This is a genomic window from Bradyrhizobium cytisi (genome assembly GCF_008123515.1).
Lineage (GTDB): Bacteria > Pseudomonadota > Alphaproteobacteria > Rhizobiales > Xanthobacteraceae > Bradyrhizobium > Bradyrhizobium cytisi.
The window spans coordinates 42,692-57,455 of record NZ_VSSR01000063.1 but is presented as its reverse complement, the minus strand read 5'-3'; the positions used below and the strand labels follow the sequence as shown (position 1 = coordinate 57,455).

The 14,764-nt window shown below is 62.6% G+C and carries 16 protein-coding genes and 1 tRNA gene; 7 read left to right on the top strand and 10 right to left on the bottom strand.

What is annotated here, in order from left to right:
- Nucleotides 1-79: 79 nt before the first annotated feature.
- The 7 genes from FXB38_RS32500 to coxB form a co-directional block, all read right to left on the bottom strand.
- Entirely contained in the window at nt 80-301 is a 222-nt protein-coding gene (locus FXB38_RS32500; protein WP_148755052.1) for a hypothetical protein, read from the bottom strand.
- Between the two features lie 187 nt (nt 302-488).
- The gene (locus FXB38_RS32490) at nt 489-782 is read right to left on the bottom strand and encodes a GYD domain-containing protein (RefSeq protein WP_148755051.1); all 294 of its coding nucleotides are present in this window, start codon (nt 780-782) and stop codon (nt 489-491) included.
- A gap of 34 nt (nt 783-816) precedes the next feature.
- Entirely contained in the window at nt 817-1,218 is a 402-nt protein-coding gene (locus FXB38_RS32485) for a cytochrome C oxidase subunit IV family protein (RefSeq protein ID WP_187435298.1), read from the bottom strand.
- Between the two features lie 9 nt (nt 1,219-1,227).
- Nucleotides 1,228-1,950: a heme-copper oxidase subunit III family protein gene (locus FXB38_RS32480; RefSeq protein ID WP_148755050.1), complete on the bottom strand. Its 723-nt coding sequence runs from the start codon at nt 1,948-1,950 to the stop codon at nt 1,228-1,230.
- 16 nt (nt 1,951-1,966) lie between these two features.
- Complete coding sequence (locus FXB38_RS32475; protein WP_148755049.1) at nt 1,967-2,671, bottom strand: cytochrome c oxidase subunit 3; 705 nt, start codon at nt 2,669-2,671, stop codon at nt 1,967-1,969.
- The gene (locus FXB38_RS32470) at nt 2,668-4,443 is read right to left on the bottom strand and encodes a cbb3-type cytochrome c oxidase subunit I (RefSeq protein ID WP_148755048.1); all 1,776 of its coding nucleotides are present in this window, start codon (nt 4,441-4,443) and stop codon (nt 2,668-2,670) included. The genes FXB38_RS32475 and FXB38_RS32470 overlap by 4 nt, the downstream gene beginning before the upstream one ends.
- Before the next feature lie 74 nt (nt 4,444-4,517).
- On the bottom strand, nt 4,518-5,351 hold the full coding sequence (gene coxB / locus FXB38_RS32465) for a cytochrome c oxidase subunit II (protein ID WP_148755047.1): 834 nt from the start codon (nt 5,349-5,351) through the stop codon (nt 4,518-4,520).
- 561 nt (nt 5,352-5,912) lie between these two features.
- On the opposite strand from coxB, the gene FXB38_RS32460 reads away from it, so the two are divergent.
- Complete coding sequence (locus tag FXB38_RS32460) at nt 5,913-6,809, top strand: DUF2189 domain-containing protein (RefSeq protein WP_148755046.1); 897 nt, start codon at nt 5,913-5,915, stop codon at nt 6,807-6,809.
- A 124-nt stretch (nt 6,810-6,933) separates the two neighbouring features.
- Here FXB38_RS32460 and FXB38_RS32455 read toward each other — a convergent pair whose 3' ends face one another.
- Both FXB38_RS32455 and FXB38_RS32450 read right to left on the bottom strand, forming a co-directional pair.
- Complete coding sequence (locus FXB38_RS32455) at nt 6,934-7,710, bottom strand: cyclase family protein (protein WP_148755045.1); 777 nt, start codon at nt 7,708-7,710, stop codon at nt 6,934-6,936.
- Between the two features lie 47 nt (nt 7,711-7,757).
- Nucleotides 7,758-8,747, bottom strand: coding sequence for a fumarylacetoacetate hydrolase family protein (locus FXB38_RS32450; protein ID WP_148755044.1), 990 nt, complete (start codon nt 8,745-8,747; stop codon nt 7,758-7,760).
- Between the two features lie 102 nt (nt 8,748-8,849).
- On the opposite strand from FXB38_RS32450, the gene FXB38_RS32445 reads away from it, so the two are divergent.
- Genes FXB38_RS32445 through FXB38_RS32425 form a run of 5 tightly spaced genes read left to right on the top strand, consistent with a single transcriptional unit; the run spans nt 8,850 to nt 12,841 of the window.
- Nucleotides 8,850-9,797, top strand: a complete 948-nt coding sequence (locus tag FXB38_RS32445; protein ID WP_430640199.1) for an ABC transporter substrate-binding protein — start codon at nt 8,850-8,852, stop codon at nt 9,795-9,797.
- A gap of 11 nt (nt 9,798-9,808) precedes the next feature.
- Nucleotides 9,809-10,513, top strand: a complete 705-nt coding sequence (locus FXB38_RS32440; protein ID WP_148755043.1) for a GntR family transcriptional regulator — start codon at nt 9,809-9,811, stop codon at nt 10,511-10,513.
- Nucleotides 10,510-11,316, top strand: a complete 807-nt coding sequence (locus tag FXB38_RS32435; RefSeq protein ID WP_148755042.1) for an ABC transporter ATP-binding protein — start codon at nt 10,510-10,512, stop codon at nt 11,314-11,316. Before FXB38_RS32440 ends, FXB38_RS32435 begins: the two co-directional genes overlap by 4 nt.
- The gene (locus FXB38_RS32430) at nt 11,313-12,077 is read left to right on the top strand and encodes an ABC transporter permease (RefSeq protein ID WP_148755041.1); all 765 of its coding nucleotides are present in this window, start codon (nt 11,313-11,315) and stop codon (nt 12,075-12,077) included. The genes FXB38_RS32435 and FXB38_RS32430 overlap by 4 nt, the downstream gene beginning before the upstream one ends.
- The gene (locus FXB38_RS32425) at nt 12,074-12,841 is read left to right on the top strand and encodes an ABC transporter permease (protein ID WP_148755040.1); all 768 of its coding nucleotides are present in this window, start codon (nt 12,074-12,076) and stop codon (nt 12,839-12,841) included. Before FXB38_RS32430 ends, FXB38_RS32425 begins: the two co-directional genes overlap by 4 nt.
- A gap of 78 nt (nt 12,842-12,919) precedes the next feature.
- Here FXB38_RS32425 and FXB38_RS32420 read toward each other — a convergent pair.
- Nucleotides 12,920-12,996, bottom strand: a tRNA-Met gene (locus FXB38_RS32420).
- Between the two features lie 379 nt (nt 12,997-13,375).
- Here FXB38_RS32420 and FXB38_RS32415 point away from each other — a divergent pair.
- Nucleotides 13,376-14,752, top strand: coding sequence for a coniferyl aldehyde dehydrogenase (locus FXB38_RS32415; protein ID WP_148755055.1), 1,377 nt, complete (start codon nt 13,376-13,378; stop codon nt 14,750-14,752).
- The last annotated feature ends 12 nt before the right edge of the window (nt 14,753-14,764 follow it).

The window sequence follows — 14,764 nt, the reverse complement described above, 5'->3', positions numbered from 1 at the left end:
CTAATGGGTGTCACCGTAATTACAATTGACTTCCGGCGAGCACCGTACGGGATTTGTGGCGTTGACCGCGATGGCGTGCTCATCCTCCCGGTTCGGCCTGCCTCTCTCGTCGAAGAACGTCGTCGGCGAAGGCATGTGAGGGATGACGGGTGTCGCCACGCCGGTTTTGCGGGCGTACGTACATGATGACCGCTTCCGGAAACTCTGCCTTCACCTTCAGCGCGGCGGCGAGCGCGTCCTGTGCATCCAGGACGACATGGTCTGCCTTTCCTTCCAGCTTGAGCCCAACAGTAAATTGCATCCACAAACCTCCACGCCTTGAACCTCCACGCCTTACGCCGTTGCGGCGTCCTTCCGAAGCTCTTCCGGCCGGCACGGTCCCGGGCCAGAGCTTTTTCCGTTCCGATAGAATCGTAACGGAAGCTCTAGTTTTTTGTTTTGACGCGTTTTCTTCACGCGAACCGGTATCCACTTCGCTGGAAAACGCTCTAGCCCAGCGAGTTGATGATTTCCCGATAGGCGGCTTCGGGAAACGCCTTCAGCGTGCGCGTCCGGACGTTCCCCTGCATCCCTAGCTGCAGGCTGAAACGCGCCGCGACGGCGTCGTCCGGAGCTTCCAGGATGACGACCATGTCATAGTCACCCATGGTCAGGTAGAAGGATTTGATCTCGCCGCTCATATCCTTGAGAGCCTTCTTCGCAGCGTCCAGACGGCGTGGCGAGTCCTTCGCCTTCAGGATGCCTTGCTCGGTCCAATTTGCAAGCATGACGTAGGTGGTCATGGCCGTCCTCCTTCTGGCACGAAAGCAATGGTAGCTACGCCGTTGGGGCGAAAAACAAGACCCGGAGCAGATGCGTGTAGTCGGCTTCGAACACCATGATCGCCACGAAGACCAGCACCAGCACCGGCGGCAGCAGGATCGCGTAGGCCAAGGCCAGCCGCTCCCAGGCCATGTGCATGAAGACCGCAACGATCAGGCCAGCCTTCAACACCATGAACAGCAGGATCAGCGACCACCGGAGATGGCCATGGAGGCCGAAATAGTCGACGAGATAGGAGCAGGTGCTGAGAACGAACAACCATCCCCAGACCACGAGATAGAGCTTGATCGGATGCTGCTGGCCCTTTGTCTGCGTGGTTCCTGATGCAAGTGCGTCATGCACGTGAGCTTGCAGCGTGTGTTGCTGTGCTTCCAGATGTACCGCGACGTTTGTCATGCTGCGACCTCACCAGAGATAAAAAAGCGCAAAGATGAACACCCACACCAGATCGACGAAGTGCCAGTACAGGCCGGTGATCTCGACGATCTCGTAATGCCCCTTCCGGCTCGTGAAAAAGCCGCGCCTCTCGACATCGAAGTCTCCGCGCCAGACCTTTCGCGCAATGGCGATCAGGAAGATCACGCCGATCGTCACGTGGGTGCCGTGGAAGCCGGTGATCATGAAAAAGCTCGATCCAAACTGCTCCGCACCCCACGGGTTGCCCCAGGGCCGCACGCCCTCCCTGATCAGCTTGGTCCATTCGAACGCCTGCATCCCGACGAAGGTTGCGCCGAATGCCGCTGTGGCCAGCATCAAGGCTGCCGTTTTCACGCGATCGCGGCGGTAACCGAAATTGACCGCCATCGCCATCGTCCCGCTGCTGCTGATCAGGATGAAGGTCATGATCGCGATCAGGATGAGCGGGATTTTCTTGTCCCCGATCGTGAGGGCGAAGACCTCGCTGGGATTAGGCCACGCCACGGTCGTGGTCATTCGCGTCGTCATGTACGACAGCAGGAAACAACTGAAGATGAAGGTGTCGCTGAGCAGGAAGATCCACATCATGGCCTTCCCCCAGGAGACGTTCTTGAAGGCGCGCTGATCCGAGGACCAATCGGCGGCGATGCCTCGCCAACCTGCAGGCCGCGCCGGCGGTTCTACATTGTTGATCAGCGCCGTTTCTGCCATCTGGTCTTTGCCTTCCCTAGCTCAGCAACTGGCGACAGATGTCGACGAAATTGTCTGTCCAGCCCGTCAGCAAGCCGAGCAGGACCAGCCAGACCACCAGCAGGAAGTGCCAGTAGATCGTGCAGAGTTCCACGCTCAGGCGAATTTGGCTCGCCTCGGCGCCACGTAATACCTTGGCCGTCGTTCTGCCGAGGGCCACCAGGCCGCCCATCAGATGCAGCCCGTGCACCGCGGTGATCAGGTAGAAGAACGAATTGGCTGGATTGGACGCGAGGAAGTACCCGGCGGCACTCAGCTGGCGCCACGCCAGCAGTTGCCCGACAAGGAATGTAATGGCGAACGCTCCACCGGCACACAGGCCGACGCTTGTGACGTCGATGTCGTCGCGGCGCGCGGCCATATACGCCCATTGCAGTGCCACACTGCTCAAGACCAGGACGCCGGTGTTGAACCACAACAGTACCGGCACCGGCAGCGTACGCCAGTCCACCAGGTTCATCCGCATCGAGTAAGCACTGATGAAGAGTGCGAACAGCGAGCCGACGACGGCAAGAAACACGCCCAATCCGATCTTCGCCGGCGGCAGGGACGAGGTGCTCTGCTCACGAAGATCGACGATCAGCCCTTCCTCCAGCCAGGGCTTCGCCGTCAGCCGTTGTTGCGAGAGCCACCATCCCGCAATTGCGGCTATTCCGGCCATGAACAGGATGATGGCGCTCATGCGTGGGATCCTTGCGCCGACAATCCGGCCGGCGGTTCATTCTGCGCCACGAAATCCCTGGCGGCGCCGGGGACGCTGTAATCGTAGGCCCAGCGATGGACGATCGGGAGCTCCTTGCCCCAGTTGCCGTGCCCCGGCGGGGTTTCCGGCGTTTGCCATTCCAACGACGCGGCGCCCCAGGGATTGCCGCCCGCCTCTTTTCCTTTGAGCAGGCTCCAGATCAGGTTGAACAGGAACACGAGCTGGGCGAAGCCGACGATCAGGGCCGCCACGCTCATGAACGCATTGAGGTCATGGGCGGATGCCGGAACGAAGGCCGTTTCGCCGATGTCATGATAGCGGCGGGGCATGCCCAACAGGCCAAGATAGTGCATGGGGAAGAAAATCGCATAGGCGCCGAGGAACGAGACCCAGAAGTGGAATCGCCCGAGCACCTCATTGAGCATTCGTCCGGTGACCTTCGGGTACCAATGATAGATTCCGCCGAACACGGCCATGATCGGCGCAATGCCCATCACCATGTGAAAGTGGGCGACAACGAACATCGTGTCCGACAAGGGAACGTCTACGACCACGTTGCCGAGAAACAGGCCGGTCAGGCCGCCGTTAACGAAGGTGATGATGAAGGCCAGCGCGAACAGCATCGGGATGGTGAGATGAATGTCGCCGCGCCAAAGGGTCAGCACCCAATTGTAAACCTTGATCGCGGTCGGGATCGCGATGATCAGCGTCGTGGTGGCGAAGAAGAACCCGAAATAGGGGTGCATCCCGCTCACATACATGTGGTGCGCCCACACGACGAAGCTGAGGGCGCCGATTGCCACGATCGCCCAGACCATCATGCGATAGCCGAAGATGTTCTTCCGGGCATGGACGCTGATCAGATCGGAAATGATGCCGAAGGCCGGCAACGCCACGATGTAGACTTCAGGATGCCCGAAGAACCAGAACAAATGCTGGAACAGGATCGGGCTGCCGCCGCCATATTTCGTCAGCGTGCCCATCTCGACCAGCGTGGGCATGAAGAAGCTGGTTCCCAGCAGGCGATCGAGCAGCAACATCACCGAGGCGACGAACAGCGCCGGAAAGGCCAGCAGCGCCATGACGGTGGCCGTGAAGATGCCCCATACCGTCAAGGGCAAACGCATCAACGTCATGCCGCGCGTGCGCGCCTGCAGCACGGTCACCACGTAATTCAGCCCGCCCATGGTGAAGCCGATGATGAACAGGATGAGGGAGGCCAGCATGAGAACGATGCCCCAGTCCTGCCCCGGAGTACCGGAGAGAATCGCCTGCGGCGGGTACAGCGTCCAGCCGGCGCCGGTGGGCCCGCCGGGCACGAAAAAGGTCGAGACCAGCACCATGACCGCGAGCAGGTAGACCCAGTAGCTCAGCATGTTCACATAGGGGAACACCATGTCCCGCGCGCCGACCATCAGCGGGATGAGGTAGTTGCCGAAGCCGCCGAGGAACAGCGCGGTGAGAAGATAGATCACCATGATCATGCCGTGCATGGTGATGAACTGGAGATACTGGTTCGGATCGATGAACGAAAACGTGCCGGGGAATCCGAGTTGCAGCCGCATCAGCCATGACAGCACCAGCGCAACCATTCCAATGGACATCGCCGTGATCGAGTACTGGATGGCGATGATCTTGGCATCCTGCGAAAAGACGTACCTCGTCCACCAGCTTCTCGGATGATAGAGCTCGACCTCGCCCACTTCGGCGGGCGGGACGCCTGCGACTGTGTCAAACGGGACATCGACCATCGGAATTCCCTCCTTGGTCTCTCTCTTCAGCGAAGAGTTCGCCCTCTGCTATGCGGCGCTCCTCGCCGATATTTTCATTCGCTCTCTCTCGTGTAAGCCGCTTTCGCGACATCACGCTGCCCGGAGAGCTCGGCGAACGAGTGCTGCTTCTCCAGCCACGCGTGATAGTCTTTCTCTTCCTCGACGATAACCTTGCTCCGCATCTGCGCGTGCGCGGCACCGCAGAGCTCCGCGCAGAGAACGTCGAACGTTCCGGTGCGCGTTGGCGTGAACCAGTAATACGTGACCGAGCCCGGTATCATGTCCATCTTCGCCCGAAACTCGGGCACATAGAAATCATGCAGGACGTCAATCGAGCGGAGCAACACCTTCACCGGCTTCCCAAGCGGCAGGTGCAAGTCGTCATTTTGAATGACGACATCGTCTTGGCCGGCGGGATCGTCGGGATTCAACCCCATGGGATTTTCGGCACTGACATTGCGGGCATCGGAAGTCCCGAGCCGGCCGTCCTTTCCGGGAAGCCGATAGCTCCATTGCCATTGCTGTCCCATGACCTCGACCTCGGTCGCATTGGCCGGAACCGTGACGAACTGGTGCCAGACGACCAGGCCGGGTGCGAGCATGGCGGCGACGCCGATTGCAGTCCCGACGCTGAGCCACCATTCGAGCCTCTTGTTTTCGGGATTGTAGGCTGCGCGCCGTCCCTCCGTGTGTCGAAAGCGGAAGACGCAATAGGCCATGAATGCGACGACCGCGAAGAAAACCGCGCCGGTGATCCAGAATGTCAGGGTGATGGTGTCGTCGATGTAGCGCCAGTTTGAGGCGAGCGGGGTCCACCACCACGGGCTGAAAATGTGAAACAGCACCGAGGCGATTGCGACCAACAGCAGTATGATTGCTACAGCCATCCCTCATGCATCCTTGCCGCTAAAGGCTGTGGATACGAACCAGAGGGCGGAGCTCACGTCTGTCGCGATGGCGAAATCACATCCGCCTTCGTCGTGCCTCTTGCCTCGCCCATTCAACCGGTCGCGATGTCAACGCTTGACACGAGGACAAGTCACGACCGCAATCTCGTCGGAGCTGAAGGCGTTCAGTGTCTTTAGCATGATACCCGTCGAGCCCGGCGTCAATAGAGTCAATAGAGGAGTATGCCTCGCATTGGTCTGGCGGACGCTGGCCCAAATGCAACGCAAGCCGGAGCACCTGCAGGCACCACCCGTCGATGATGCACTGCAGCAGATTGGTTTTTGTGCGGAAGCACAATTCACTCACCTGCGGACGCTACTTGCTTCTATCGCATATCGCGCTAACTTCAGCGTACCGGTCGCGACAGATGTCGTCCGGCAAAGCTCCTTCACGTTGAACCTGATTTGCCGGGATCGATCGCGATTTTCGCGCACGAGACGGATGCGCGTGTTTTAAGTGCGCACCGTTCCCCTGCGATCAGAAGCAAGGAGATCGGCGCCATGACCACGGTATTCGCAAGACCCAAACTGCAAGTGTTTGGCGTCTCTACCCCCTTCGTCGTTCGCAAGATCAGCCTTTCCGATTTGGGCAATGCGCTACGCCTGGGCTGGGAAGACTTCAACGCCGTCCCAACTCACGCCATCGTCCTGTGCGTGATTTATCCCGTTCTCGGACTTGTCCTGTTCAGACTTGTCATCGGCTATTCGGTGCTGCCGCTACTGTTTCCGCTGGCCGCGGGCTTTACGCTGATCGGTCCGTTTGCCGCGCTCGGCCTCTACGAGCTCAGCCGCCGCCGCGAGCGCGGAGAGCAAGCCGCAGCGTGGGACGCCATGCAGGTGCTGCGCGCGCCATCTTTCGGCGCCATGCTCGAACTCGGCGTCCTCCTGCTGGTTCTGTTCGGGGTCTGGATCGGCGCCGCGAACGCGATCTACGTTGCAACCTTCGGCCACGCTCCGGCTGCAAGCATCCCCGACTTCGCAACGCGTGTTTTGACGACACCGGAAGGATGGTCGCTCATCATCGTCGGCTGCGGCGTCGGCTTCCTGTTCGCCGTCGTGGCCCTGTGCGTCAGCGTTGTGTCGTTTCCGCTGATGCTCGACCGGCATGCGACTGCGATCGACGCAATCCGGACGTCGCTGCGGGCCGTGAGGGAGAATCCAGTTCCAATGGCGGCTTGGGGTCTGGTAGTTGCGGCATTGCTGGCGATCGGCTCGCTACCGTTCTTCGTCGGTCTCGCCGTCGTTCTGCCCGTGCTCGGTCATGCCACCTGGCATCTTTATCGGAAGGTGGTCGAGCCCGATCCAAACCCGCCGGAAGAACAGCCCCGCCCACCGATAGGACACCGCTATGCGGCGGATTTCCCGGCCTCACTCTTCCCGTGGAGCCGCGAACGCTAGCCGGAGGCAGCAACGAACGGTCGCACCATCACCGTGTTCGAGGAGGCGAGGCGGCGCCAGGCTGAGCGCGTTGCCTCCAGAACAAAAACGGCACGCGTGATGGTGGCCATTTTCGTATCGGAGCCTAGCTCTCCAAAATCGCGACCGCTCGCGTCCATCCTGCCGAGGCTCGCTCGATTTTCACGGGGAAGCATGACACCTTGAAGCCGGTCGACGGCAGCAATTCGAGATTGTGCAGCTTCTCGAGATGGCAATAGCCGATATGGCGGCCGGCCTTGTGGCCTTCCCATATCAGGCTGGCGTCCCTCGTCCCGGCGTATTTCTTCGCGGTATGAACGAACGGCGCGTCCCAGCTCCAGCCGTCGATGCCGGTCAATCGCACACCGCGCTCGAGCAGGTACATGGTTGCTTCATAGCCCATCCCGCAGCCCGACGTGACGTAGTCCTGCCGGCCATATTTGACGCCGGCGCTGGTGTTGACCACGACGATCTCCAACGGCTTCAGCTCATGGCCGATGCGCTTCAGCTCAGCCTCGACATCTTTGGCGGTTGCGACATAGCCGTCGGGCAGGTGCCGGAAGTCGAGCTTCACGCCGGGCTGGAAGCACCATTCCAGCGGCACCTCGTCGATGGTCCAGGAACGCTCGCCGCGATTCATGGTCGGGTGGAAATGCCAGGGGGCGTCGAGATGCGTGCCGTTGTGGGTCGAGAGGCTGACCTGTTCCACCGCCCAGCCTTGCCCGTCCGGCAGATCCTCGGCCTTCAGTCCGTCGAAGAACTGCAGCATGCGCGGCAGGCCCTGCCGGTGGTCGATATACTGGATCGTCGGATGATTGCCGGGCGGGTCGGCCGGCACATCGTTTTGGAGGGGGACGGAGATGTCGATCAGCTTGCTCGTCATGGCGCTTCCTCGTTGACTGTTTTGGTTGGCGGCCTTCAGGCGTCCCTTCAGACTTCCTGCCGCTCGACGCGGTTCTTCAAAATACCGATCTTCTCGACCTCGAGCTCGATCGTATCGCCATGCTCGAGAAACCATCCGAGCTCGAGGCCGCAGCCATTGCCGACCGTGCCGGAGCCGATGAATTCGCCAGGCATCAACGTCTCGTCCTGGGTGACGTGGGCGATGATCTCTTCGAAGGAAAACAGCATGCCCTCCGTCACGCCTTTCGAGCGGGTCTCGCCGTTGACGCGCGCTTCCATCTTCAGCTTGTAGGGATCGCCGATCTCGTCCGGCGTCACGATCCACGGACCCATCACGTTGCCGCCGTCGAAGCTCTTGCCCTTGGCCGGGCCGAGCCGTCCCTCCATCTCGATGCGCTGCGCGTCGCGCGCGGAGAAATCGTTGAAGATGGTGTAGCCGAAGATGTGATCCTTCGCCTTCGCGGCGGAGATGTTCGCGCCCTTGTTTTTGGTGATGATCCCGAATTCGAGCTCGTAGTCCATGACCTTGCTGTAGCGCGGCCATTTCACCGTGGTGTTGGTGCCGCGGACGCTGAAGCGGTTGGTGATGTAGAAGATCGGCTGCTTGCGATAGACCTCGGGCAACTCGCCGAGCGGCTCGGCGTCGATGCGCGCCAATTCCGCCATGTCCCCCTTGGCGCGCGCCGCGAGCTTCCGCTGCCCGCGTGGCGCCTGGAGGATATGCAGCGCAAACGACATGCCGTCGCGCATTTGCCGCGGCTCTGGCACCGGGGCGAGAACGTCGACGCTACCAACGGCCGCCGACAGCGTCGCGTCCTTGCCTTGCTTGTCGAACAGGGCTGCCGCCCGATCGAGCGCGCGCGGCCCCGCGTCGATCAATGCCAGCATCGAGCCGAAGGCCGGATCGGCCCCGCCGTCCCGCGCGGCGGCGGCGGCGAGGTCGAACAGCTGGCTGTCATTGGCGTGGACGGCTCCGATTTTCTCCTGACCGGCAGATCTGAACGTTGCGAGCTTCACCTTGGGTACCCCTTGCTATCGTTTGAAATATATGATCAGAGAAAATATCGATAAACAAGACTGAAAAATACAAATCGGGAGAGGGCGGTGAGGCGAAAGAAAATAAGGGAGACGTTGACCGGTCTCGCGCTCGGCCTCGGAGTGGGCCTTGGACTGTTTGTTGCCTTAACGGGACCAGCGCTTGCGCAGGCCAAGATCCAGATCGGCTGCACCGCAACCTCCGACTGCGCCTCGGCCATGGTCGCGGTCGACGAAGGCATCTTCAAGAAGCATGGGCTGGACGTCGAGATGACGCCGATCGCGATCAACTCCAACATCCCGGCCGCGATCCTGTCGAACTCGATTCAGGTCGGCGGCCCCACCTCCACCGTCTTCCTCCAGGCCGTCGACGGCGGCCTCGACCTCGTCGCGATCGCCGGCGCCTCGGTCATGAACCCGACCTCGAACACCGCGATCGCCGCCTTCGTCCGCAACGGCATCACCATCAACGAGCCGAAGGATTTCGTCGGCAAGAAGGTCGGCGCGCCCGGCCTGAATGCCTTTCTCCATGTGCTGTTCGTGAAATGGCTGGTGGAGAAAGGCGTCGCCCCCAAAAGCGTCAATTTCGTCGAAGTCACCTTTCCGACCATGGCCGACATCATCAAGTCCGGCGGCGTCGATGCGGTGCTCACCGCCGAGCCGTTCGTCACGCGCATGACCAATGCCGGGATCGGTTCGGTCGGCGCGCGGTACGGCGCCGAGCTCGGCCGCACCGACCCGATCATCTTCTATGCCGCGGCGCGCGACTGGGCGGAGAAGAATGTGGCGACGGTAAAGAAGTTCCGCGAAGCCATCGCGGAGGCTGCTGCAATCGTCAACAGCGATCGCGACAAGGCCTCCAACTCGATCGCCAAGTTCACGAAGCAACCACTCGAGCTCGTCAAGGCGACACCGCCGAACCAGTCCGAGCCGAATCTCAAGCCGGAAAACCTCGCCTGGTGGATCGACGTGATGTCGTCGCAGAAGATGCTGCAATCGAAACTCGACACCGCGAAACTGGTGCTGAACTGAGGACATTGGCGATGCCTGCCCCCGAGCGCACTCTCGAACGTCCTCCGGCGGAGGCCGGCACCTTGAGCGAGCGCGCCGCGAACCTCATCGAGCAGGACATCCTTGCCGGAGATCTCGCACCGGGATCGCGGCTCGGCATCGTCGATCTCGTGCAGCGCTACGAGATCGGCGCCACCCCCCTGCGCGAAGGCTTGTCTCGGCTGATGTCACGCGGCCTGATCGTCGGCATCGGCCAGCGCGGCTTTCGTGTCGCCGAAGTCAGCCACGACGATCTCGCCGACATCACCTGCATGCGGACGGCGGTCGAAATCGAGGCCGTCAGGCTCGCCATCCTCCACGGCGACGTCGCCTGGGAGGCCGGCATCGTCAGCGCGCTGCATCAGATGCGCCGGCATATCGAGCGCACCGGCAATGAATTCCGCGAGGGCGCCGCCGATTTCGATCGGCTGCACAAGGGCTTTCATACCGCCCTGCTCGCGGCCTGCGGCTCACGGCGCATGCTGGCCGCCCATTCCGACCTCTACGACCAGGCCTATCGCTACCGCCGCATCATGATGCGTGCCATCGACAGCGGCGAGGAGTTCATACGTAGTCACCAGATGCTCGCCGACCGCGTGCTCGCCCGCGACCTTGCCGCCGCGCAAGGGATGCTGGCGGCGCATCTGCACTCGACCATCAATTTCGTCTATCCGCCGACAAGCGGGGAGCAATCATGAGTGTCGTTGCCAGGCTCGACGAGGCGCGCGCGGCGCGACGGCAAAAAGCGCTGATCGCGTTCAACGCCACGACGCTGCGGCTCGGCGGCAAGACCATCATCGAGAACCTCGATCTGGAGGTGCGGCCGGGCGAATTCCTCTGCATCGTCGGCGCCTCCGGCTGCGGCAAGACCACAGCGCTGCGGCTCGCCGCGGGCCTCTATGGCCCGACGAGCGGCGCTGTGACCTTCGACGGCGAGCCGATCACCGGACCGCGCCGCGAGGTCGCGATTGTTTTCCAAGATTACGGCAAGGCGCTGCTGCCGTGGCGGACCGCGGCCGGCAACATCTCGCTGGCGCTGGAAGCCTCTCGTGTGCCGGCACGCGAGCGCAGCTCGCGCATCGAGGCGCTGCTGCGCAAGGTCGGCTTGCCCGGCCACGCTGACAAATATCCGACCGAAATGTCGGGCGGCATGCAGCAGCGCCTGCAGATCGCGCGCTGCCTTGCACAGGAGCCGACGACGCTGCTGATGGATGAACCGTTCGGCGCGCTGGATGCGATGACGCGCCAGGGGCTGCAGGACGAGGTCCTGTCGCTGACGCAAACGAGCCAAACGACCGTGATCTTCGTGACCCACGATCTCGACGAGGCGATCTACCTCGGCGACCGCATCGTCGGCCTGCTGCCGCATCCGGGCCGGATCGGCATCGAGCTCGCCGTCGACCTGCCGCGCCCTCGCGACCAGTTGGCCACCCGTGAGCATCCGGAATTCCTGCGGCTGCGCCGGCAATTGTTCGACTTCATCAAGGCGACCGAACATTGAGCCTCGACCGCGCCAGGCCCTTGCTGCTGCCGCTGGCTCTCATGCTGGCGTTCGAGCTCTGGGCGCGCCTCACCCAGCTGCAGAGCGACAGCCTGGCCCCGCCCAGCGCGATCCTCGCGGCGCTGGCCGCGGCGCTTGCCGATCTCTCGATTCCGATCGCGACACGGGACACGCTGTTCGCCGCCTTCGCGGGATTGGCGATCGGTAGCGCCATCGGGCTTTCCCTCGGCATTGCCTTCGGCATCTCGCGCCCCATCGACCGCCTGATGGAAGTGACGGTCGAGGCGATCCGTCCGATTCCTTCGATCGCATTGCTGCCGATTGCGCTGATCGCGCTCGGCTTCGGCTACCGGATGGAGATCGTGATCGTGGCGTTCGCCTGCATCTGGCCGATGCTGATCATGACGCGCAGCGCAGTGCGCAGCATCGAGCCGCGATTGATCGAAGTGTCGCGGGCCCTGCGGCTGAGCGCGACGCAACGGATCGCGAAGATCGTGATCCCGGCCGCACTGCCGCGGATCTTTGTCGCCTTTCGCCTGTCGGCTGGTATCGCCCTGATCGTCGCCGTCACCGTCGAGATCGCCATCAATCCGATCGGCCTCGGCGCCGGCATCATGCTGGCGCAGCAGGCGCTACGCGCCGACCTGATGCTCGCCTATCTGCTTTGGATCGGCGTGATCGGCTACGCGCTGAACATGCTGTTGATTGCGGCCCAGCGCCGCCTGTTCGGCCGCGCCGCGCTCGCCGGAGACAATCCATGAACCGCGCCGCGATCCTCTGGCGTGTCGCAAGCATCCTCGTCGCGGCCGGCTTCATCGCAGCGTGGCAGCTCATCGCCAATCTGCGGCTGGTCTCACCGGTGTTCCTGCCTGGTCCGGACCGGGCCTGGGCTGCCCTGGTGCGCGGCTTTTCGAGCGGCGATCTCGCAAGCAAGCTCATCGGCACGCTCGAACACATGGCCTATGGCTGGCTCGCCGCCTCGATCGCCGGCATTGCGCTCGGCGCGCTAATCGGATCGTCAAGGATGATGCGCGCCTATGTCGCGCCGTCGCTGGAATTTTTGCGGCCCCTGCCGGTCTCCGCGATCATCCCGGTCGCGATCGCGATGCTCGGGCTGACGCAAGGCATGGCGCTGTTCGTCATCGCCTTCGGCGCGATCTGGCCGATCATGCTCGCAACCATCCACGGCTTTGCCGCGGTCGAGCCGCGGCTCTATGAGGTCGCCCGCTCACTGCAGATGTCGCGCGCCGCCGTCATCGGCAGGATCGCCCTGCCCTCGGCATTGCCCGACATCCTCGCGGGCATGCGGCTCAGTCTGACGGTCGCACTGATCCTCTCGGTGGTCTGCGAGATCCTGGCCGGACTCGACGGCCTTGGTCAGTGGGTCCTGCTCTCGGCACGTGCGTTCCGATCCGCCGACCTCTTCGCCGGCGTCATTCTGCTCGGTGCGACCGGATATTTGACGTCGATTGCGGTGTCGCTCGTCGAGCAGCGACTGCTCGCCTGGCAGACTGCGGCCCGATAGCGTGGCGATCACATTGCCAGACAAAAATGGCCCGCGTGATGCGGGCCATTTTCGTATCGAAACCGGTCATTCCGAATTTGGTTGCGGGGATAGGATTTGAACCTATGACCTTCAGGTTATGAGCCTGACGAGCTACCGGGCTGCTCCACCCCGCGTTAAACCGTTGCTTTGCCTTCGTGAAAATACCGGGGACGGCGGATCAGGGCCGACGCTGCTCGCGTGGCTTGCTTCTCCCGTCCCGAAGGCTTCCTTGGAAGGCAACCCCGGGCAAAGCCCGTCGGGTGCAGGGGGTATGTACCAACCCGAACCGCCTTTGGAAAGGGCCGAGGGGACGTTTTTTTCGACTTTATGACAGGTCGCGGGCGCGGATTCCGGCCGGTTTGCCACGCACTTGCCAGAAGTTCCACAAACCGCCAGCTTGCGGCAACAAAACAGGGGCGAAACGCCGATTTGGGGAGGACCGCCTTGAACAATACCTTGGATCGCCCCCTGGCGAGCGCCCCGCTGGCGGCGCTCACGGACAGCTTCCAGGCCATGATCGCGCGGTCACGGGCCGAGCCGGCACCAGATCTCGCCGCGCGGCTCGACCGGCTGGCGCGGCTGCGCGCCGTAGTCGCCGATAACGAAGACCGCTTCCGGCAGGCGATCTCGGCCGATTTCGGCCACCGCTCGGCGGTCGAGACTGATATCGCCGAGACGATGATGGTGCTCTCCGAGATCCGGCACGCGACAAGACATTTGAAAGGCTGGATGACGCCGCAGCGCGTCGCGACAGCGCTGCAATTCCTCCCCGCGCGCAACCGGCTGATGCCGCAGCCGCTCGGCGTCATCGGCATCATCGCGCCTTGGAATTATCCGCTGCAACTGACGCTCGCACCCGCGATCGGCGCCATCGCCGCCGGCAACCGCGTCATCATCAAGCCAAGCGAGCTCGTGCCGCATTTCTCTGCGCTGTTGAGGGAGACGGTCGCCGAGAGGTTCGATTCGACCGAGCTGCTGGTCACCGGGATCGAGGACGAGATCGCAAAGGCCTTTGCGAGCCTGCCGTTCGATCATCTCGTGTTCACCGGCTCGACCCGGGTCGGGCGGCTGGTCGCGGAAGCGGCGGGGCGCAATCTCACGCCTGTCACGCTCGAGCTCGGCGGCAAGTCGCCGGCGATCGTCGATGTCTCCGCCGATCTCGACGAGGCGGCCGAACGCATCGCCTACGGCAAGCTGCTCAATGCCGGGCAGACCTGCATCGCGCCCGATTACGTGCTGGTGCCGGAGGGCGCGTTGCAGGCCTTCGCCGAGAAGGTGCGCACGCAGATGCGGCGCATGTTCGGCACCGATCCTGTCAACAGGGACTACACCTCGATCGTTTCCGACCGGCACTATGCACGGCTCGAAGCGCTGGTCGCGGATGCCGCGCAGCGTGGCGCAAAGATTCTGCAGCCGGCCAGGGCCGACGACCCCAACTGGAAGGCGCACCGCAAATTCCCGCCGACGTTGGTCGTTGGCGCGACCGAGGAGATGGCGGCGATGCAGGAGGAGATCTTTGGTCCGGTGCTTCCCGTTCTCGGCATTCGCGATCCGGCCGACGCGATCGCCTTCGTCAACCGCCGCGACCGGCCGCTCGCGCTGTACTGGTTCGGCAGGGATCGCGACGCGCGCGACGAGGTGCTGGCGCGCACCGTCTCCGGCGGCGTCACCATCAACGACTGCCTGTTTCACTTCGCGCAAATCAACCAGCCGATGGGCGGCGTCGGCGCCTCCGGCACCGGCGCCTATCACGGTGAATGGGGCTTTCGCACCTTCAGCAAGCTGAAGCCGGTGTTTTATCGCTCAAAATTCAACCGTCTCGCCGATCTCCATCCGCCCTATGGCGGCAAGATCGCGCGGCTGGAGAAGATGATGCGGTTCATGTCGTAGCTTCCCGTCATT